Origin of the sequence: Streptomyces sp. NPDC099050 (genome assembly GCF_044759865.1) — a bacterium.
Classification (GTDB): domain Bacteria; phylum Actinomycetota; class Actinomycetes; order Streptomycetales; family Streptomycetaceae; genus Streptomyces.
In genome coordinates this window covers 162,252-179,793 of the sequence record NZ_JBIWAE010000016.1, presented here as the reverse complement: position 1 = coordinate 179,793, position 17,542 = coordinate 162,252, and the positions used below count along the sequence as shown (strand labels likewise).

Genomic DNA, 17,542 nt, shown 5'->3' with positions numbered 1-17,542 from the left:
GAAGAGGGAACACATGCGCCACCCTCAGCCCAGTCTGCGCAAACGGTGCGAGGCGATTCTCGGCCGTCTTGACCTGACACATCCCTTCTCCCTCGACGGACTGTGCGAGCGGATAGCCGAGCAGCGGGGCCGCCCCATCCGGCTCCACCCGCTGCCCAGGGAGGCGGCCGAGTCCGGAGTGTGCGGCCTGTGGGTCGGTACCGCCGACGTGGACTACGTCTTCTACGAGGCCCAGACCACCCCGCTGCACCGGGAGCACATCGTGCTCCACGAGCTCGGCCACATCCTCTTCGGGCACCACTCGCTGGAAGTCCCCGTCGAGGACCCCCCGGGCGCCGGCGGGCCGGACGGACCCGTGCCCACCGTGCTCGGACGCACCAACTACACCACCCGCCAGGAGCGGGAGGCGGAGATGCTCGCCAGCATGATCCGCATCCGCACGGGGACCCGCGGCCCGCACCTCGGCCACGGCCCCACGGGGCGGGACACGCTCGCCCGGCTGGAGTCCGCGATGGGCTACGAGCGACGCGGGCGGGGGCCGGTCCACCGTGGCTTCTGATCTGATCGCCTTCGGCGACGCGCTCGCCGTTCCCAGCGTCGTGTGCCTCTGGGTCGCCGTCCTGCTCCGCGCACCCGGCGCCCTGCGCGCCCCGCACCAGCGGGGCCTGTGGCTCGCCGTGGCCACCGCCGCGGCCGCGATGACCCTGAACCTCCCCGACGTCGTCGCCTACGCCATGGGCCGCGACCCGGGCTACGCGCACACCATCGGGCTGGTGCGCAACCTCATCGGCGTCCTGTCGGCCGGCGCCGTGCTCTACTTCGTGGCCGCCGCCACCCGTGGCCGCCGGCTCCAGATCGCCTCCGGCGCCGGCACGGTCCTCTGGCTGACCGTCCTCGTCGCCCTGGACGCGGCCGCGCCCGCCCACGGCACGCACACCATCCCGCCGGCCGGCGACCCGGTGCCCTCCCTCGCGTACTGGCTGGTGCTGATCTCCGCCCACCTGATCGCCAACACCGTCTGCGTACTGGTCTGCTGGCGGTACAGCCGGCGCGCCGAGAGCCGGGGCCTCGCCGCCGGACTGCTGCTGTTCGGCCTGGGCACCGCGCTCGCCGGGGCGTTCTGGTTCGTGTACCTGCTCAAGGCGGTCTTCGGCTTCACCTGGGCGATGCCCGCGAACCCGCTCCTGATGAACGCGCACGGACTGCTCCGCGCCGCCGCGATCCTCGTCCCCACACTGTTCACCTTCCGCCGCACGGCCGCCGACACCGCCACCGCCTGGCGCCTGTGGCCGCTCTGGCGCGACCTGGTCCACGCCGTCCCGCACGTCGCCCTCAACCAGCCGCGCGGCGGCCGGGTGCTGGAACTGCTGTGGCCGCCGGTCCCGCGCAACCTGCTCGTGTACCGCAAGGTCATCGAGACCCGCGACGCCATCCTGATCCTGGGGGAGTACGTCGCCCCGGGCGTGCCGGAGCTCGCGCGCAGCCACGTGGCCGGCAGCGGAGTACCCGAACAGCGGGCGGGCGCGGCCGCGCTGGCCTGCGTACTGAAGGAGGCACGGCAGGCCAAGCTCGCCGGGATCCCGCAACAGCGGCCCGACGGGAACGCCTTGGAGCTGCCCGCGGCCCTCCAGACCTCGGCCGAGGGAGGCGACCTGGAAGGCGAGACCCGCTTCCTCGTGGACGTGGCCCAGGCCTACGCCTCACCGGCCACGGCCGGTTTCACCGCGTGAGACACGCGATACGCCCGACAGCCAGGAAGTGAACGTCTCTTGACCACCACCGTACTGATCACAGGGGCCAGCGCCGGACTGGGCGCCGCCTTCGCCCGCGGCTTCGCCGCGAAGGGCTGCGACCTCATCCTCGTCGCCCGCGACAAGGACCGCCTCGAAGCCGTCGCCGCCGGCCTCGCCCGGGAATTCGGCACCGTCTGCGAGGTGTTGCCCGCCGACCTGCTCGACGAGGGCGGGCTCGGCGCCGTCGCCGACCGGCTCGCCGACCGGGCCCGGCCCGTCGACATGCTGGTCAACAACGCGGGCTTCGGGCTCCCGGCGCCGTTCCCGTACAACCCGGTCGAGGACGAGGAGCGGATGCTCGACCTGCTGGTCAGGGTGCCGCTCCGGCTCACCCACGCGGTGCTCCCGGGCCTGCGCGAGCGCCGCCGCGGCGCGGTCCTCAACGTCTCCTCGGTGGCCGGACTGCTGCCGACCGGGACCTACGGCGCCGCGAAGGCCTGGATCACGGCCTTCAGCGAGTCGCTGCGCGTGGACATGGAGCCGTACGGGGTCCGGGTGCTGGCGGTGGTGCCGGGATTCACCCGCACCGAGTTCCAGGAGCGCGCCGGGATGGACGTCAGCGCCCTGCGCGACGCGGTGTGGCTGGAGCCGGACGCCGTGGTGGCCCGGGCCCTGAAGGACCTGGCCCGGCGCCGCCCGGTGAGCATCACGGGCCGGCGCTACCAGGCGTACGCGCTGGCCGCCCGCCACCTCCCGCGCGGGTTCGTGGCCCGGAAGATGGCCCGCACCCGGCGGGCTCCGGCGGACCGGCCGGACGGGAGCTGACGCGAGCCTCGCGGCAGCCCGGTGCGCGGCCCTGGGGCAGGGCCGCGCACGCCTGGGTTGGAGGAGGGGTCAGCAGTCGCCGTGGTTGTAGCCGCCATAGCCGCCGTGGCCGCCGTAGCCGCCGTAGCCGTAGTCGTCATCGTCGTCCCACCAGCCGCCGTGGTGCCAGCCGTTGTCGTCGTCGTGGCCCCAGCCACCGGCGACGTAACTGACGTGCTGGGCCGGGGTCGCCGCCGAGGCGGTGCCCGCCGTGCCGAGCGCGGCCCCGCCGGCCATCAGGAGACCGGCGGCGGAGACCACGAAGAGGCGCTTCGCTCTCGTTGCAAACATGAGGATTTTCCCTTTCCTTCCGCCCTCCTCGAACCTCTGCGAGGCGCGAAGGACGAAACCGCGGGCTGCGTACGCGTGGGCGCAGCGCGGGATCGGATACAGGGCCGCCGAAGTGCGGAAATACAGGTCCGCCTGCCCTGGCGACGTGCGACGTCCGGCCATGGGGGCGTGCTCCGCGGTTGCGGCTCTCACTCACAAAGGCTAGTCGCGCACGCGCCGCTCGGCATCTTGGGCCGGACTCGGTCTAGACCTCGGTGACCTTCTAGACCTCGGTGACCTTGCCGTCCGCGACGTGCAGGCGGCGGGTCACCTGGACCGCGTCGAGCATCCGGCGGTCGTGCGTGACCAGCAGCAGGGTGCCCTCGTAGGCCTCCAGCGCGGCCTCCAGTTGCTCGATCGCCGGCAGGTCGAGGTGGTTCGTCGGCTCGTCCAGCACCAGCAGGTTCACCCCGCGCCCCTGGAGCAGCGCCAGGGCCGCCCGGGTGCGCTCGCCGGGGGAGAGGGTGGCCGCGGGGCGGGTCACGTGCGCCGCCTTCAGGCCGAACTTGGCCAGCAGGGTGCGGACTTCCGCCGGTTCGGTGTCGGGCACGGCGGCGCAGAAGGCCTCGATGAGCGGCTCGTCGCCGAGGAACAGGCCGCGGGCCTGGTCCACTTCGCCGACCAGGACGCCCGAGCCGAGGGTGGCGGAACCGGAGTCGGGGGCGAGCCGGCCCAGGAGCACGGCCAGCAGGGTGGACTTGCCGGCCCCGTTGGCGCCGGTGATGGCGACCCGGTCCGCCCAGTCGATCTGCAGGCTCGCCGGTCCGAAGGCGAAGTCCCCGCGCCGGACCGCCACTTCGCGCAGGGTGGCGACGACGGAACCGGAGCGCGGGGCCGCCGCGATCTCCATCCGCAGCTCCCACTCCTTGCGCGGCTCCTCCACCACGTCGAGCCGCTCGATCGCGCGCTGCGTCTGGCGGGCCTTCGAGGCCTGCTTCTCGCTCGCGTCCGCGCTGAACTTCCTGGCGGACTTGTCGTTGTCGGTGGACTTGCGCTTGGCGTTCTTCACGCCCTTGTCCATCCAGCCGCGCTGCATCGTCGCCCGGTCCTCCAGGGCGGAGCGCTTGTCGGAGTACTCGTCGTACTGATCGCGGGCGTGGTTGCGGGCCCGCTCGCGCTCCTCCAGGTAGGCGTCGTAGCCGCCGCCGTAGAGGTTGATCTGCTGCTGCGCCAGATCGAGTTCGAGGACCTTGGTGACGGTGCGCGTGAGGAACTCGCGGTCGTGGCTGATCACGACGGTGCCGGCGCGCAGCCCCTTCACGAACTGCTCCAAACGCTCCAGACCGTCGAGGTCGAGGTCGTTGGTGGGCTCGTCGAGCAGGAAGACGTCGTAGCGGGACAGCAGCAGCGAGGCCAGTCCGGCGCGGGCGGCCTGGCCGCCGGACAGCGCGGTCATCGGCAGGTCCAGACCGACCGACAGTCCGAGGTCGTCGGCGACCTGCAGGGCCCGCTCGTCGAGGTCGGCCCCGCCGAGGTTCAGCCACCGGTCGAGGGCGTCCGCGTACGCGTCGTCCGCGCCCGGGGTGCCGTCCACCAGACCCTGCGTCGCCGCGTCGAGCTCGGCCTGCGCCGCGCCCACACCGGTACGGCGGGCCAGGAACTCGCGGATCGACTCGCCGGGGCGCCGCTCGGGCTCCTGGGGCAGGTGGCCGACGGCGGCGCTGGGCGGGGAGAGGCGCAGCTCACCGGTCTCGGGTGCGTCCAGCCCGGCGAGCATCCGCAGCAGGGTGGACTTCCCGGCGCCGTTGACGCCGACGAGGCCGATGACATCGCCCGGGGCGACGACGAGGTCGAGATCGGCGAAGAGCGTGCGCTCACCGTGCGCGGCGGTGAGCTTCTTGGCGACGAGGGTTGCAGTCATGATGCCCCGATCCTATCCGCGCCCCGCACGTCCGGGCCCCGGGTCCCGGGGCGGGGCTCCGGCCCGGGACCCGGGGGTCAGGTGCCGAGGAGCGGGAGGGCCGCCCACAGGGCCGTCACCGCGGCGGCGAGGGCCGGCACGGTGGTCAGCAGCCCGAGCCGGGTGAAGTCTCGACGAGGTGACGCGGCCGGACATCGTCCTGGTGCCCGGGGGTCAGGTCACGGACCGGGAGATGCGGAACCCCGTGGTCCTCGACTGGCTGCGGGCCGTCGACGCCACCAGTACGTGGACCACCTCCGTCTGCAGCGGCTCGACCCTGCTCGCCGCGGCCGGCCTGCTCGACGGGCGCCGGGCCACCGGTCACTGGCTGTACCTGGACCGGTTGCCCCCGTTCGGTGCGGAGCCCGTCTCGGAGCGGGTGGTCTTCGACGGGAAGTACGTGACCGCCGCCGGGGTGTCCGCGGGGATCGACATGGGGCTCGCGCTCCTCGGCCGCATCGCCGGGGACGCGTACGCGCAGGCCGTGCAGCTCATGACGGAGTACGACCCGAAGCCGCCCTACGACGCGGGCTCCCCGGACAAGGCGCCCGCCGAGATCGTCGCGCTGCTCCGCTCGGTCACCCCGACGGCCCCGGTCACTCCGAAGGAGGAGTCCAGGTGAAGGCGGGCGCGCGCCGTTCCAGGAACGCGGCGACCCCCTCCGTGATGTCCCCGCTCGCCGTGGCCTGCGCCGCCCAGTAGGCGTCCCGGTCCGTGCGGCCGTCCGTGAACTCCTTCGCCGAACTCTGCGTGAGCTGGGAGCGCGTGGCCAGGACCCGGGTGAACTCCGTCACGCGCTTCGACAGTTGGCCCGCCGGGAGCAGCTCGTCCAGCAGCCCGGTGCGCAGCGCCCGTTCCGCGTCGATCAACTCGGCGGAAAAGAGGAGGTACTTGGCAGCCGACGGGCCCACCAGTGAGGCCAGGCGCCGGGTGGACGAGGCCGGGTACACGATGCCCAGCTTCGCCGGCGTCACCCCGAAGGAGGCACCCTCCTCCGCGAAGCGCAGGTCGCAGGCGGCGGCCAGCTGGCTGCCCCCGCCCACGCAGAACCCGCGGATCGCGGCCAGCGTGGGCTTGGGGAAGGCGGCGAGGGCCTCCTCCGCCGCCACGGCCAGGGCCTGCGGGTCCTCGTCCCCGGTCAGGGAGGAGATGTCGGCCCCCGCGCAGAAGGTCTCGCCGGCCCCCGTCAGGACCAGCACCCGTACGGCGGGATCCGCCGCGAGCCCGGCCAGCAGCTCCGGCAGGCCGCGCCACATCGCGGCCGTCATGGCGTTGCGCTTGGCGGGGTGCGAGATCACGACGGTGGCGACCCCGTCGGCGACGGAGGAGAGGAGGGCGGCGTCCATGCGCCGGATGCTATCCCGGACGGTCAAACCTATGATCAAGAGACCGGTCGCCAGCAGCTCGGTGGACCGGCAGGCAGTCGCGGGGTCCGAAGGTCCGTCGGGGGGCAGCGGAAAGGTGGCGCGTCCATGGGCGCAGACCGTGGCGATCGTGGGGACCGTACGGGTCCACAGGACGTGAAGGCCGACAAGAAGAAGGTCAGCCGCAGTTTCGCGTGGATGGCCCTGCTCGGGGCGCTCCTGGTGGTGGCCGGTCTGGTGGGCCTCGTCTACACCGGCGTAGCCACCCTGACCACGATGTTCCTCTTCGGCTGGCTGCTGCTGTTCGGCGGCGTGGTCGGCCTGCTCCAGGCGATCCAGTCGCGCAAGAGCAACTACTTCTGGCTCGCCGTCATCGTCGCCGCGATCAACATCGCGGCCGGTTTCGTGATCCTGCGCCGCCCGGAGGCGAGCGCGGAGGCGCTCACCATGTTCGCCGCGCTGCTGTTCCTCACCGGAGGGGTGTTCCGGCTGGCTGGCGCCGTGGTGGTGCGCGGGGCGCACCTCGGGCTGACGCTGGTCCAGGGCGCCTTCGGCATCCTGCTGGGCCTGCTGATCCTCGCGAACTGGCCGGGCAGCAGCCTGTACGTGATCGGAGCGTTCTTCTCCCTCGCGCTGCTGTTCGACGGCCTGAGTCTGATCGCCGTGGGCATGGGAGCCCGCCGCATCCTGGGCTTGGTCAGGGACGACGAGGTTCCGCTGACGCCGGCCGGGGCGGGAGCGCCCGCGCCCGAGACGCCCGTAGCGCCCGAGAAGAGCCTGCCAGAAGATCAGGAACGGTCGAACAACTGACTCTGTCATACGCCAGCGGTCAGAAAGTGTCCGATTGCTGCTGACTTCTGGTCAGTGGTCCGGCCCGGAGCGGTCCGGTCCCCACTCTTGACGTGTGCAGACGATCGAGCGTGAAGACGGGGGCCGGGAGATGGATGTGAGCGGGAGCGTCCCGCCAGTCAAGGGGGACGAGCCGGAGGTCGAGGCCGCCCCCCTCGCATACGAGGGAGTGTGGCGATTCACGGCACCCGCGGTAGAAGAATCCGTTCCGCAGGCCCGCCGTGCGGTCCGTGACCTGCTCGGCCGCCAGGAGGTGCCGGCCGACCGCGACCTGGTCTACTCCCTGCTGCTGATCGTCTCCGAACTGGTGACGAACTCGGTCCGGCACGCGGCCGTGCTCTCGCCGGAGGTGGCGGTGGAGGTGGCCATCGGCCGGGAGTGGGTACGGGTGGCCGTCGAGGACAACCACCCGTACCGGCCCAAGGCGCTGGAGGCCGATTTCGGCCAGACCGGCGGCCGGGGCCTCCTCCTCGTCCGGGAGATCACGCTGGAGGCCGGCGGGGTCTGCGACGTGGAGCACACCTCCACGGGCGGCAAGGTGATCTGGGCGGCGCTGCCGCTCACCACGGCCCTCGCGTCACCCGCGGCCACCCCGACCTCGGCGGTCTGAGCCCGGCCGGGCCCGAAGGCCACCGGCGACCGCTGCCGGCGAAGGCCACCGGCCCGACGGCCACCAGCTCGACGGCCAGCAGCTCGACGGCCACCAGCTCGACGGCCAGCAGCTCGACGGCCACCGGCCCGACGGCCACCAGCTCGAAGGCCACCGGCCCGAGGGCCGACTACCAGCCCGCCGCGTCGCCCGTCAGCTCGCGGATCGCGGGCCGGGCCGCGTCCAGCACGGTCATGAACCAGGCCGAGAACGGGACCTCGGCGTGCCGCTTCGCGAGTTCCTCCGCGGTCACGAAGGCGGTGTCCGCGATCTCCTCCGGATCCGGCCGCGCCGATCGCTGCGCGAGTCCCACGAACAGGTGGTTGTACTCCTGCTCCACCAGCCCCGACGCCGGGTCGGGATGGTTGTAGCGGACCGTCCCCGCCTCCGCGAGCAGCGAGGGTGACAGCCCCAGCTCCTCGTGGGTCCGCCGGGCGGCCGCCGCGAACGGCGACTCCCCGGGGTAGGGGTGACCGCAGCACGTGTTCGACCAGACGCCGGGGGAGTGGTACTTCCCGAGTGCGCGCTGCTGGAGCAGCATCCGGCCCTGCGCGTCGAAGAGGAACACCGAGAACGCCCGGTGCAGCTGACCGGGGGCCTGGTGGGCGGAGAGCTTCTCCGCCGTACCGATGGTGTTGCCGGACTCGTCGACCAGTTCGAGCATGATCGGTTCTTGAGCGCCGGTGCCGGTGGTCGCACTGTTCGCGGCGGTGGCTGGTGTGGTCGGCATACCCATCCTTCGCTTCGGACTTCGGCTTTCAGTCTGCCGTACAAATGGGGATTGCCCCCACTTCGGTGATCCGCGCATGTCCGCCCCCCGCCGCGTGATATGCGGCGAGGAGCGGAGCGTGCGGATCCGTCAGTTCGTCCGGCCGCGGGCCGGACCCGGCATCAAACCCCGAACGGGGCCGGGTACTTGATCGTGCCCGCCGGAACCGGCACCGAATCGTCGAGCACCAGCGCCATCATCGCCTCGTCGGGCACCTCGAACGGTGCCCGGATTCCGAAGCGCGAAGCCGGCACGAACCCGAAGCGGGGGTAGTACTCGGGATGCCCGAGGACGAGCACGAGGTTCTCCCCGCGCTCCGCGGCCGCCGCGAGCAGCCCCCGTACGACCGCGCTGCCGGCGCCCGAGCGATGGAGCCCGGGAGCGGCCGCCACCGGGGCGAGCGCCAGGGCGGGCGCCCCGTCCACCTCGCACCGGGTCAGCAGGGCGTGCGCCGCGACCGACCCGTCCGGGCCCTCGGCCACGTAGGAGAGACCCGGCAGCCAGGAGCGGTCCGCGCGCAGCGCGTCCACGAGGTCGGCCTCGGCCGGGGTCCCGAAGGCGGCCGAGTTCACCGCGTGCACGGCGGCCGCGTCCCCGGCCGTCTCGGGGCGGACCGGCCACGCGTCGCCGTCCCCGGCCGTCACCGGCCGCAGGACGTAGGCGGTGTACCCGTACTCGTGTCCGTACCGCTCCCGTACATCGATCTCCTCGCGTACGAAGCCCAGCGCGGCCGCGGCTTCGGGACCCGAGGGTTCCGGAGCCGCGGCGGTCCGCTCGCCGAGCGGACCGTAGTAGGCGGCCCAGTCGGAATCGGGCTGCCGGTGGACCGCGAGCACCTGGTAGCCGGCGGCCTGGACGGCGGCCAGGTTGCGGGCGGTGGAGCGCAGCGCGTAGTGCGGGTCCCAGAAGGCGCGGACTCCGGCGGAGGGTTCGTCGACGGTCCATTCGCACTCGCTCAGCACCAGGGTGCCGCCGGGGGCGAGCAGCCGCTTCCACCGCGCGAGCGCGGTGGCGAAGCCGATGTTGTAGGCCGAACCCTCGGCCCAGACGAGATCGAAGGAACCGTCCGGATGCGCCGAGAGGTCGCCGATGTCCGCGCTGACGGCGCGGACGCGGTCGGTGAGCCCGCGGGCCGCGGCGGCCGTCCGGAGCTCGTCGAGGAAGCCGTCCTGGAGATCGACGGCGGTGACGTCGGCCCCGAGGCCGCCCGCCTCGGCGGCGAGCAGCAGGGCGCTGGGGCCGGGACCGCAGCCCAGGTCCAGGGCGCGGGGCCGCTCGGGCAGCGGTCCGCACAGGGACAGCAGGTGGCGGGTGGTCGCCTCGGAACCGGGGGACTGCCGGGGCAGGCCGCGGTGCAGCTCCAGGAACGCCTCGAAGAAGAGGTCGCCCCGGGTGCTGAAGTCGGTGGTGTGGGAGTTGCTTGTGTTACCGGTGTGGTCGGTCAACGTGAACCCTTGAAAGGGGGCTCCGGCCGACGCGGGTGATCGGTGTGATCAGGCCCGGCCGGACGCCCGGAAGGAGAGGGGGATGTACCGGAGTGCGCTGCGCTGGGCGGCGACGCCTGCGACGGTCATCAACCCCACCTCTTTCTTTCTTTCGTCACGTCTCGTGTGACATTCGGGCGATTGGGACGCTTTGGCGGAACTCGTACGCGTCTGCGACCACCCTAACAGCAGCGGTGCGCAGGCTGGTTTGTGATCGCTCCCACCGATCGTCAATGATGATCGGCACAGGACCGACAGGCCCGTGATTTTCGGCTTATCGGAGCGTAAACAGGCGGTGAACCCCTGCTTCCGTTCATCCGATAGCCTCTGCCGACGTGCCGCCGGCCCACCCGGCGCCCGTTACCCGTGTGTGTGCAAGGAGTGAGTTCGTCTGCCGACCGTCATCCTTACCGGCCTGCCGGTGCCCGGATCAGCGCTCGCCGATGAGCTGCGCTCCCTCGGTTTCGAGGTCCACCCCGCGGCCACCCCGTCGGACACCGCCGCCGCCCTGGCGCGCGTACCCGCCGAGCAGCGGGTGGCCGTCGTGGACGCGGAGTTCGTCGGACACGTGCACGCGCTGCGGCTCGCACTGACCGACCCGCGGTTCGACGCCTGCGCCGTCACCGGAGCCCTCGCCGTCCAGTCCGGCGCCCGCGCGGCCCTGGACCGGGCCGCCGCGCTCGACGCGTCCGCCCCGGCGGGCCACGGCCCGTACCCCGACCGGCTCGCCGCCGCCGTCGAGGCCGACGGCACCCCCGTGCACCGCCCCGAGCTGGGCACCCTCGTCGCCTCCGTGCCCGCCACCACCGCCGAGCGCAGGGCGGCGGACGCCGCCGTCGCGGCCGTCGACGACGAGGCCGTCCGGCTGCGCACCGCCGTGAAGTCCCGCGACGGGTTCTTCACCACCTTCTTCGTCAGCCCGTACTCGCGCTACATCGCCCGCTGGTGCGCGCGCCGCGGACTGACCCCCAACCAGGTCACCACCGCCTCGCTGATCACCGCGCTGATCGCGGCCGGCTGCGCCGCCACCGGCGACCGCTGGGGCTACGTGGCCTCCGGCGTGCTGCTGCTGGTCTCCTTCGTCCTGGACTGCACGGACGGGCAGCTCGCCCGCTACTCGCTCCAGTACTCGACGATGGGCGCCTGGCTCGACGCCACCTTCGACCGCGCGAAGGAGTACTCCTTCTACGCGGGTCTCGCGCTCGGCGCGGCCAGGAACGGCGATGACGTCTGGGCCCTGGCCCTGGGCGCCATGATCCTCATGACCTGCCGGCACGTCGTGGACTTCGCCTTCAACGAGGCCAACCACGACGCCACGGCCAACACCAGCCCCACGGCGGCCCTCTCCGACAAGCTCGACAGTCGGGGCTGGACGGTCTGGGTGCGGCGCATGATCATCCTGCCGATCGGTGAGCGCTGGGCCATGATCGCGGTCCTCATCGCCTTCACCACCCCGCGGATCGTCTTCTACGCCCTCCTCGCCGGCTGCGCCTTCGGTGCGCTGTACACCACGGCCGGCCGGGTCCTGCGCTCGCTGACCCGCAAGGCGAAGCGGACCGACCGGGCCGCCCAGGCCCTGGCGGACCTGGCCGACTCGGGCCCGGTCGCCGAGCTCACGGGCCGCGCGGTGGGCCGGATGGCCCCCGGGGCCGGGATCGCCGCGGCCGTCGTCGGCTCGGGCGCCCTGCTGTGGGCCGCCTGGGCCTACGGGTTCGGCAGCAGCCAGGTGATCGTCGCCGCCGCCTTCTACGCCGTACTCGCCGGCGCGGCCGTCGCCCGGCCCCTCAAGGGGGCCCTCGACTGGCTCGTGCCGCCCGTCTTCCGGGCCGCCGAATACACCACCGTCCTGATCCTCGCCGCCAAGGCGGACGTCCCTGGGGCCCTTCCGGCGGCATTCGGACTGGTCGCGGCGGTCGCCTACCATCACTACGACACGGTCTACCGCATCCGCGGTGGCACCGGCGCCCCCCCGCACTGGCTGGTGCGGACGATCGGCGGGCACGAAGGCCGGATCCTCTTGATCACGGTCCTGGCCTCCGTCCTGGCGTCGCGCGCCGTCGACTTCCCCGTCGCGCTCACGGCCCTCGCCGTGTTCGTGGCACTCGTGGTGCTCGTGGAGAGCATCCGCTTCTGGGTTTCCTCCGGGGCACCCGCCGTACATGACGAAGGAGAACCAGCATGATCGGCCTCGTCCTCGCTGCCGGAGCCGGACGCCGCCTGCGTCCCTACACCGACACCCTGCCCAAGGCCCTCGTGCCCGTCGGACCCGAAGGGGCCGAGGAGAGCATCACGGTCCTCGACCTGACGCTCGGCAACTTCGCCGAGGTCGGCCTGACCGAGGTCGCCATCGTCGTCGGCTACCGCAAGGAAGCCGTGTACGAGCGCCGCGAGGCGCTGGAGGCCAAGTACGGCGTCAAGATCACGCTGATCGACAACGACAAGGCCGAGGAGTGGAACAACGCCTACTCCCTGTGGTGCGCCCGTGACGTCCTGAAGCAGGGCGTGATCCTCGCCAACGGCGACACCGTCCACCCCGTCTCCGTCGAGAAGACCCTGCTCGCCGCCCGCGGCCAGGGCCAGAAGATCATCCTCGCCCTCGACACGGTCAAGAGCCTGGCCGACGAGGAGATGAAGGTCATCACCGACGGCGAGAAGGGCGTTCGGCGGATCACCAAGCTGATGGACCCGGCCACCGCGACCGGCGAGTACATCGGCGTCACGCTCATCGAGCCGGAGGCCGCCGAGGCGCTGGCCGAGGCCCTGAAGACCACCTTCGAGCGTGACCCCGACCTCTACTACGAGGACGGCTACCAGCAGCTCGTCAACGACGGCTTCACCATCGACGTGGCCCCCATCGGTGACGTCAAGTGGGTCGAGATCGACAACCACGACGACCTCGCCAAGGGCCGGACGATCGCATGCCAGTACTGACGAGGCTCATCCCCTCGCCCCTGGTCGTCGACATCAGCCGCGGCGCGATGGACGACCTGGCCGGCCTCTTGGCCGACCAGCGGATCTCCTCGTCCGGCAAGCTCGCGATCGCCATCAGCGGCGGCTCCGGCGCGGTGCTGCGCGCCAAGCTGGAGCCCGTGCTGCCGCACGCCGACTGGTATCCCGTCATCGACGGGACCATCGACTCCGCGGTCAAGCTCGCCGACGACATAAAGGGGAACCGCTACGACGCGGTCGTGGGCCTGGGCGGCGGAAAGATCCTCGACGTGGCGAAGTACGCCGCGGCGCGGGTCGGCCTGCCCATGGTGGCCGTCGCCACCAACCTGGCGCACGACGGCATCTGCTCACCGGTCGCCACCCTGGACAACGACAACGGCCGGGGCTCCTACGGGGTCCCGACGCCGATCGCCATGGTGATCGACCTCGACGTGATCCGCGAGGCCCCGGTGCGGTTCGTCCGCTCGGGCATCGGCGACTGCCTCTCCAACATCTCGGCGATCGCCGACTGGGAGCTTTCGCACAAGATCACGGGCGAGCCGGTGGACGGTCTGGCCGCGGCCATGGCCCGTACCGCGGGAGAGTCCGTACTGCGCCACCCCGGCGGCTGCGGCGACGACGAGTTCCTCACCGTGCTCTCCGAGGCACTGGTCCTCACCGGCATCGCCATGTCGATCAGCGGGGACACCCGCCCTGCGTCCGGCGCCTGCCACGAGATCAGCCACGCCTTCGACCTGCTCTACCCGGGACGCTCCGCGCTCCACGGCGAGCAGGTCGGCATCGGTGCCGCCTTCGCCATGCACCTGCGGGGAGCCAAGGAGCAGTCCGAGCTCTTCGTCCAGGTGCTGCGCGGTCACGGCCTGCCCGTGCTGCCCGAGGAGATCGGGTTCAGCGTGGACGAGTTCGTCGCGGCAGTCGAGTACGCACCCCAGACCCGTCCGGGACGGTTCACCATCCTGGAGCACCTCAACCTGTCCGCCGCCGAGATCAGGGACGCTTACGCCGACTATGCCAAGACCATCCGTAGCTGAACTCCGGCCCGTCGTTCACCCGGCGGGCGTCAAGGACCGGGTCAGCGGCGAGCACTGGGGCGGGCGCCTCTACATGCGCGAGATCTCCCTGCGCATCACCCGCCTCCTGGTCACCACCAAGGTCACGCCCAACCAGCTGACCTACGTGATGACCCTCGCCGGAGTCCTCGCCGCCCCGGCCCTGCTGGTGCCGGGCATCTGGGGCGCCGTCCTCGGCGTGGTCGCGGTGCAGATGTACCTGCTGCTCGACTGTGTCGACGGCGAGGTCGCCCGCTGGAAGAAGCAGTTCTCGCTGTCCGGGGTCTACCTCGACCGGGTCGGCGCCTACCTGTGCGACGCGGCGGTGCTCGTCGGCTTCGGCCTGCGCGCCTCCGACCTGTGGGGCACCGGGCGCATCGACTGGCTGTGGGCCTTCCTGGGCACCCTCGCGGCGCTCGGCGCGATCCTGATCAAGGCCGAGACCGACCTGGTCGGCGTCGCCCGCCACCAGGCCGGCAAGCCCGTGGTCCAGGACGCGGCGGCCACGCCGCGCTCCTCCGGCATGGCGCTCGCCCGCCGGGCCGCCGCCGCGCTCAAGTTCCACCGGCTGGTCCTCGGCATCGAGGCCTCGCTGCTCATCCTGGTGCTGGCCGTCCTGGACCAGGTCCGCGGCGACCTGTACTTCTCCCGCCTCGGCGTCGCGGTGCTCGCCGGCATCGCGCTGCTCCAGACGGTGCTGCACCTGGTGTCGGTCCTGGCCTCCAGCAGGCTCAAGTGACGGCGCCGCTGCGGCTGGGCGCCGTCATCATCACCATGGGCAACCGCCCGGACGAGCTCAAGGCGCTCCTCGACTCCGTGGCCCGGCAGGACGGGGCCCCGGTCGAGGTGGTCGTCGTCGGCCAGGGCGTACCGCTCCCCGGCCTGGCGGACCCGACGGCGGGCGTGCGCACCGTCGAGCTGCCCGAGAACCTGGGCATCCCGGGCGGCCGCAACGTCGGCATCGAGGCCTTCCGCACCGCGGGCGCCGACGGGTCGGCCGGCTCGGGCGGCTTCGACGTGGACGTCCTGCTCTTCCTGGACGACGACGGACTGCTGGAGCGCACCGACACCGCCGAGCTGTGCCGGCAGGCCTTCACCGAGGACCCCGAGCTGGGCATCGTCAGCTTCCGGATCGCCGATCCGCAGAGCGGCGAGACGCAGCGACGGCACGTCCCCCGGCTGCGCGCCTCCGACCCGATGCGCTCCTCGCGCGTCACCACCTTCCTGGGCGGCGCCAACGCCGTCCGCACGAAGGTGTTCGAACAGGTCGGAGACCTCCCGGAGCAGTTCTTCTACGCGCACGAGGAGACCGATCTGGCCTGGCGGGCGCTCGACGCCGGGTGGCAGATCGACTACCGCGCGGACATGGTGCTCCTGCACCCCACCACGGCCCCGTCCCGGCACGCCGTCTACCACCGTATGGTGGCTCGCAACCGGGTGTGGCTCGCCCGCCGCAACCTGCCCGCCCCGCTGGTCCCGGTCTACGTGGGCGTCTGGCTCCTGCTGACGCTCCTGCGCAAGCCCTCGGGGCCCGCGCTCAAGGCCTGGTTCGGCGGCTTCAAGGAGGGCTGGACCACCTCCTGCGGTCCCCGGCGCCCCATGAGATGGCGTACGGTCTGGCGGCTGACCCGGCTGGGCCGACCGCCTGTCATCTGAAACGTCCGGGTCTGAGACCATGGCGCGATCACGAACCGATCGACTCAGGCCCGATGCCACCTTCTGCCGCATCATGAAGACGGAAAGTTTCATCTTGTGAGTGACACAACCCAGGACGGAACCCTTGCCACGAGCAGGCGGCCGTCCGAAGACGCCGGGCTGAGCTCCGCGGAGCTCGCCAGGAAGTACGGCCTGTCCGTCAGCGGACGCCGACCGAGCCTGGTCGAGTACGTGCGCCAGCTCTGGGAGCGCCGCCACTTCATCATCGCGTTCTCCCGGGCCAAGCTGCTGGCCCAGTACAGCCAGGCGAAGCTCGGCCAGATCTGGCAGGTGGCGACCCCCCTGCTGAACGCGCTGGTCTACTACCTGATCTTCGGGCTGATCCTGAACGCCGGGCGGGGCATCGACAAGCACGACTACATCCCCTTCCTGGTGATCGGTGTCTTCGTCTTCACCTTCACGCAGACCTCGCTGATGGCGGGTGTCAGAGCGATCCCGGCCAACATCGGCCTGGTCCGCGCCCTGCACTTCCCGCGCGCCTCGCTGCCGATCTCGTTCTCGCTGCAGCAGCTCCAGCAGCTGATGTTCTCGATGGTCGTCGTGTTCGTGGTCACGATCGGATTCGGCAACTACCCGTCCTTGTCGTGGCTGCTCGTGATCCCGGCGCTGATCCTCCAGTTCGCCTTCAACACCGGCCTGGCCCTGGTCTTCGCCCGGATGGGGTCCAAGACCCCCGACCTTGCGCAGCTCATGCCGTTCGTCACGCGTACGTGGATGTACGCCTCCGGCGTCATGTTCTCGATCAACACGATGCTCGAGGGCAAGCCCCCGTGGATCGCGGACATCCTGCAGTGGAACCCGGCCGCGATCTACATGGACCTGATCCGCTTCGCGCTCATCGACGGGTACGGCCGGGAGAACCTGCCGCCGCACGTCTGGGCCTTCGCGGTCGGCTGGGCCCTCCTGCTCGGCATCGGCGGATTCGTGTACTTCTGGAAGGCTGAGGAGCGTTACGGCCGTGGCTGAGAACAACCAGGGGCACGTCCCCACCGTCATCGCCGACGACGTCCACATCGTCTACCGGGTCAACACCGGCAGCGCGGGCAAGGGCAGCGCCACGGCGGCGCTCAGCAAGATAGTCCGCCGGCGCGGCGACGCACCGGGTGTCCGCCGGGTCCACGCCGTGCGCGGGGTCTCCTTCACGGCGTACCGGGGCGAGGCCATCGGTGTCATCGGCTCCAACGGCTCCGGCAAGTCCACCCTGCTGCGGGCCATCGCGGGCCTGCTGCCCTGCGAGTCGGGCAAGGTCTACACCGACGGCCAGCCCTCTCTGCTGGGTGTCAACGCGGCGCTGATGAACGACCTCACCGGCGAGCGCAACGTGGTCCTCGGTGGTCTCGCGATGGGGATGACCCGCGCGCAGATCCGGGAGCGCTACCAGGACATCGTCGACTTCTCGGGCATCAACGAGAAGGGGGACTTCATCTCCCTGCCGATGCGGACCTACTCCTCCGGCATGGCCGCCCGCCTGCGTTTCTCCATCGCCGCGTCCAAGGACCACGACGTCCTGATGATCGACGAGGCGCTGGCCACCGGTGACCGGAAGTTCCAGGTGCGTTCCGAGGAGCGGATCCGGGAACTGCGCAAGACCGCGGGAACCGTTTTCCTCGTGAGTCACAACAACAAGTCCATCCGCGACACCTGCGACCGGGTGCTGTGGCTGGAGCGGGGCGAACTCCTGATGGACGGCCCCACCGAGGAAGTCGTCGCGGCGTACGAGAAGGCCACCAACTGACGGTTCGGCACCGACGGCCCCCACCGCGTCCGGCGGCGGGGGCCGTCGCATGCCGTACGCATGCCGTACGGGTGCCCGGCGCGCGGGACCGCGCCTTTTCGCGTGAGCGGTGCGCGGGCGACATTGTGTGGTGGAGCGAATACCCGTCGAG

At 71.7% G+C, this 17,542-nt stretch carries 18 protein-coding genes and 1 pseudogene; 13 read left to right on the top strand and 6 right to left on the bottom strand.

Annotated features, from left to right (window positions below):
- Positions 1-13 precede the first annotated feature (13 nt).
- Genes ACIQV3_RS25925 through ACIQV3_RS25915 form a run of 3 tightly spaced genes read left to right on the top strand, consistent with a single transcriptional unit; the run spans position 14 to position 2,558 of the window.
- Entirely contained in the window at positions 14-559 is a 546-nt protein-coding gene (locus tag ACIQV3_RS25925) for a hypothetical protein (protein WP_403715665.1), read from the top strand.
- Entirely contained in the window at positions 549-1,730 is a 1,182-nt protein-coding gene (locus ACIQV3_RS25920; RefSeq protein WP_403715663.1) for an MAB_1171c family putative transporter, read from the top strand. Before ACIQV3_RS25925 ends, ACIQV3_RS25920 begins: the two co-directional genes overlap by 11 nt.
- A gap of 39 nt (positions 1,731-1,769) precedes the next feature.
- Complete coding sequence (locus ACIQV3_RS25915) at positions 1,770-2,558, top strand: SDR family NAD(P)-dependent oxidoreductase (protein ID WP_403715661.1); 789 nt, start codon at positions 1,770-1,772, stop codon at positions 2,556-2,558.
- Positions 2,559-2,627: 69 nt separating this feature from the next.
- Here ACIQV3_RS25915 and ACIQV3_RS25910 read toward each other — a convergent pair whose 3' ends face one another.
- Positions 2,628-2,888, bottom strand: a complete 261-nt coding sequence (locus tag ACIQV3_RS25910; protein WP_403715659.1) for a hypothetical protein — start codon at positions 2,886-2,888, stop codon at positions 2,628-2,630.
- Positions 2,889-3,150: 262 nt separating this feature from the next.
- The gene (locus ACIQV3_RS25905) at positions 3,151-4,788 is read right to left on the bottom strand and encodes an ABC-F family ATP-binding cassette domain-containing protein (RefSeq protein WP_403715657.1); all 1,638 of its coding nucleotides are present in this window, start codon (positions 4,786-4,788) and stop codon (positions 3,151-3,153) included.
- A gap of 178 nt (positions 4,789-4,966) precedes the next feature.
- Between ACIQV3_RS25905 and ACIQV3_RS25900 the strand changes: the two are divergent.
- Positions 4,967-5,449 (top strand): annotated as a pseudogene (locus tag ACIQV3_RS25900) (DJ-1/PfpI family protein); the annotation flags it as partial.
- Here ACIQV3_RS25900 and ACIQV3_RS25895 read toward each other — a convergent pair.
- Positions 5,424-6,173 carry an enoyl-CoA hydratase/isomerase family protein gene (locus ACIQV3_RS25895; RefSeq protein ID WP_403715654.1) on the bottom strand — a complete coding sequence of 250 codons (750 nt, stop codon included), beginning with the start codon at positions 6,171-6,173 and terminating at the stop codon, positions 5,424-5,426. The pseudogene ACIQV3_RS25900 and the gene ACIQV3_RS25895 sit on opposite strands and share 26 nt — an antisense overlap.
- A 126-nt stretch (positions 6,174-6,299) precedes the next feature.
- Here ACIQV3_RS25895 and ACIQV3_RS25890 point away from each other — a divergent pair, with 126 nt between their 5' ends.
- Positions 6,300-7,001 (top strand): HdeD family acid-resistance protein, encoded by a 702-nt coding sequence (locus ACIQV3_RS25890; protein WP_403715652.1) that lies wholly within the window; start codon positions 6,300-6,302, stop codon positions 6,999-7,001.
- Positions 7,002-7,095: 94 nt separating this feature from the next.
- On the top strand, positions 7,096-7,650 hold the full coding sequence (locus ACIQV3_RS25885; protein WP_403715649.1) for an ATP-binding protein: 555 nt from the start codon (positions 7,096-7,098) through the stop codon (positions 7,648-7,650).
- On the opposite strand, the gene ACIQV3_RS25880 is transcribed toward ACIQV3_RS25885, so the two are convergent.
- The 3 genes from ACIQV3_RS25880 to ACIQV3_RS25870 all read right to left on the bottom strand — a co-directional run bounded on the left by ACIQV3_RS25880 (position 7,601) and on the right by ACIQV3_RS25870 (position 9,822).
- Entirely contained in the window at positions 7,601-7,804 is a 204-nt protein-coding gene (locus ACIQV3_RS25880) for a hypothetical protein (protein ID WP_403715646.1), read from the bottom strand. The two genes, ACIQV3_RS25885 and ACIQV3_RS25880, sit on opposite strands and share 50 nt — an antisense overlap.
- 15 nt (positions 7,805-7,819) lie before the next feature.
- Positions 7,820-8,419, bottom strand: coding sequence for an isopentenyl-diphosphate Delta-isomerase (idi, locus tag ACIQV3_RS25875; RefSeq protein WP_403715644.1), 600 nt, complete (start codon positions 8,417-8,419; stop codon positions 7,820-7,822).
- A gap of 161 nt (positions 8,420-8,580) precedes the next feature.
- The gene (locus tag ACIQV3_RS25870) at positions 8,581-9,822 is read right to left on the bottom strand and encodes a methyltransferase domain-containing protein (protein ID WP_403715754.1); all 1,242 of its coding nucleotides are present in this window, start codon (positions 9,820-9,822) and stop codon (positions 8,581-8,583) included.
- A 511-nt stretch (positions 9,823-10,333) separates the two neighbouring features.
- Here ACIQV3_RS25870 and ACIQV3_RS25865 point away from each other — a divergent pair.
- The 7 genes from ACIQV3_RS25865 to ACIQV3_RS25835 all read left to right on the top strand — a co-directional run bounded on the left by ACIQV3_RS25865 (position 10,334) and on the right by ACIQV3_RS25835 (position 17,391).
- The gene (locus ACIQV3_RS25865; protein WP_403715752.1) at positions 10,334-12,124 is read left to right on the top strand and encodes a DUF5941 domain-containing protein; all 1,791 of its coding nucleotides are present in this window, start codon (positions 10,334-10,336) and stop codon (positions 12,122-12,124) included.
- Complete coding sequence (locus tag ACIQV3_RS25860; RefSeq protein WP_403715642.1) at positions 12,121-12,873, top strand: sugar phosphate nucleotidyltransferase; 753 nt, start codon at positions 12,121-12,123, stop codon at positions 12,871-12,873. The genes ACIQV3_RS25865 and ACIQV3_RS25860 overlap by 4 nt, the downstream gene beginning before the upstream one ends.
- Entirely contained in the window at positions 12,861-13,922 is a 1,062-nt protein-coding gene (locus tag ACIQV3_RS25855) for an iron-containing alcohol dehydrogenase family protein (RefSeq protein WP_403715641.1), read from the top strand. The genes ACIQV3_RS25860 and ACIQV3_RS25855 overlap by 13 nt, the downstream gene beginning before the upstream one ends.
- The gene (locus ACIQV3_RS25850; RefSeq protein ID WP_403715639.1) at positions 13,900-14,679 is read left to right on the top strand and encodes a CDP-alcohol phosphatidyltransferase family protein; all 780 of its coding nucleotides are present in this window, start codon (positions 13,900-13,902) and stop codon (positions 14,677-14,679) included. The genes ACIQV3_RS25855 and ACIQV3_RS25850 overlap by 23 nt, the downstream gene beginning before the upstream one ends.
- A gap of 35 nt (positions 14,680-14,714) precedes the next feature.
- The gene (locus ACIQV3_RS25845) at positions 14,715-15,596 is read left to right on the top strand and encodes a glycosyltransferase (protein ID WP_403715749.1); all 882 of its coding nucleotides are present in this window, start codon (positions 14,715-14,717) and stop codon (positions 15,594-15,596) included.
- A gap of 96 nt (positions 15,597-15,692) precedes the next feature.
- The gene (locus tag ACIQV3_RS25840) at positions 15,693-16,622 is read left to right on the top strand and encodes an ABC transporter permease (RefSeq protein ID WP_403715637.1); all 930 of its coding nucleotides are present in this window, start codon (positions 15,693-15,695) and stop codon (positions 16,620-16,622) included.
- Positions 16,615-17,391, top strand: a complete 777-nt coding sequence (locus ACIQV3_RS25835) for an ABC transporter ATP-binding protein (RefSeq protein WP_403715635.1) — start codon at positions 16,615-16,617, stop codon at positions 17,389-17,391. Before ACIQV3_RS25840 ends, ACIQV3_RS25835 begins: the two co-directional genes overlap by 8 nt.
- The last annotated feature ends 151 nt before the right edge of the window (positions 17,392-17,542 follow it).

Bases quoted from the DNA above. Each gene is read 5' to 3' on its own strand.
- ACIQV3_RS25925 (WP_403715665.1), top strand. From the start codon at position 14: ATGCGCCACCCTCAGCCCAGTCTGCGCAAACGGTGCGAGGCGATTCTC.
- ACIQV3_RS25855 (WP_403715641.1), top strand. From the start codon at position 12,861: ATGCCAGTACTGACGAGGCTCATCCCCTCGCCCCTGGTCGTCGACATC.
- ACIQV3_RS25895 (WP_403715654.1), bottom strand. From the start codon at position 6,173: ATGGACGCCGCCCTCCTCTCCTCCGTCGCCGACGGGGTCGCCACCGTC.
- ACIQV3_RS25860 (WP_403715642.1), top strand. From the start codon at position 12,121: ATGATCGGCCTCGTCCTCGCTGCCGGAGCCGGACGCCGCCTGCGTCCC.
- ACIQV3_RS25850 (WP_403715639.1), top strand. From the start codon at position 13,900: ATGCCAAGACCATCCGTAGCTGAACTCCGGCCCGTCGTTCACCCGGCG.
- ACIQV3_RS25905 (WP_403715657.1), bottom strand. From the start codon at position 4,788: ATGACTGCAACCCTCGTCGCCAAGAAGCTCACCGCCGCGCACGGTGAG.
- idi (WP_403715644.1), bottom strand. From the start codon at position 8,419: ATGCCGACCACACCAGCCACCGCCGCGAACAGTGCGACCACCGGCACC.
- ACIQV3_RS25845 (WP_403715749.1), top strand. From the start codon at position 14,715: ATGGGCAACCGCCCGGACGAGCTCAAGGCGCTCCTCGACTCCGTGGCC.
- ACIQV3_RS25890 (WP_403715652.1), top strand. From the start codon at position 6,300: ATGGGCGCAGACCGTGGCGATCGTGGGGACCGTACGGGTCCACAGGAC.
- ACIQV3_RS25910 (WP_403715659.1), bottom strand. From the start codon at position 2,888: ATGTTTGCAACGAGAGCGAAGCGCCTCTTCGTGGTCTCCGCCGCCGGT.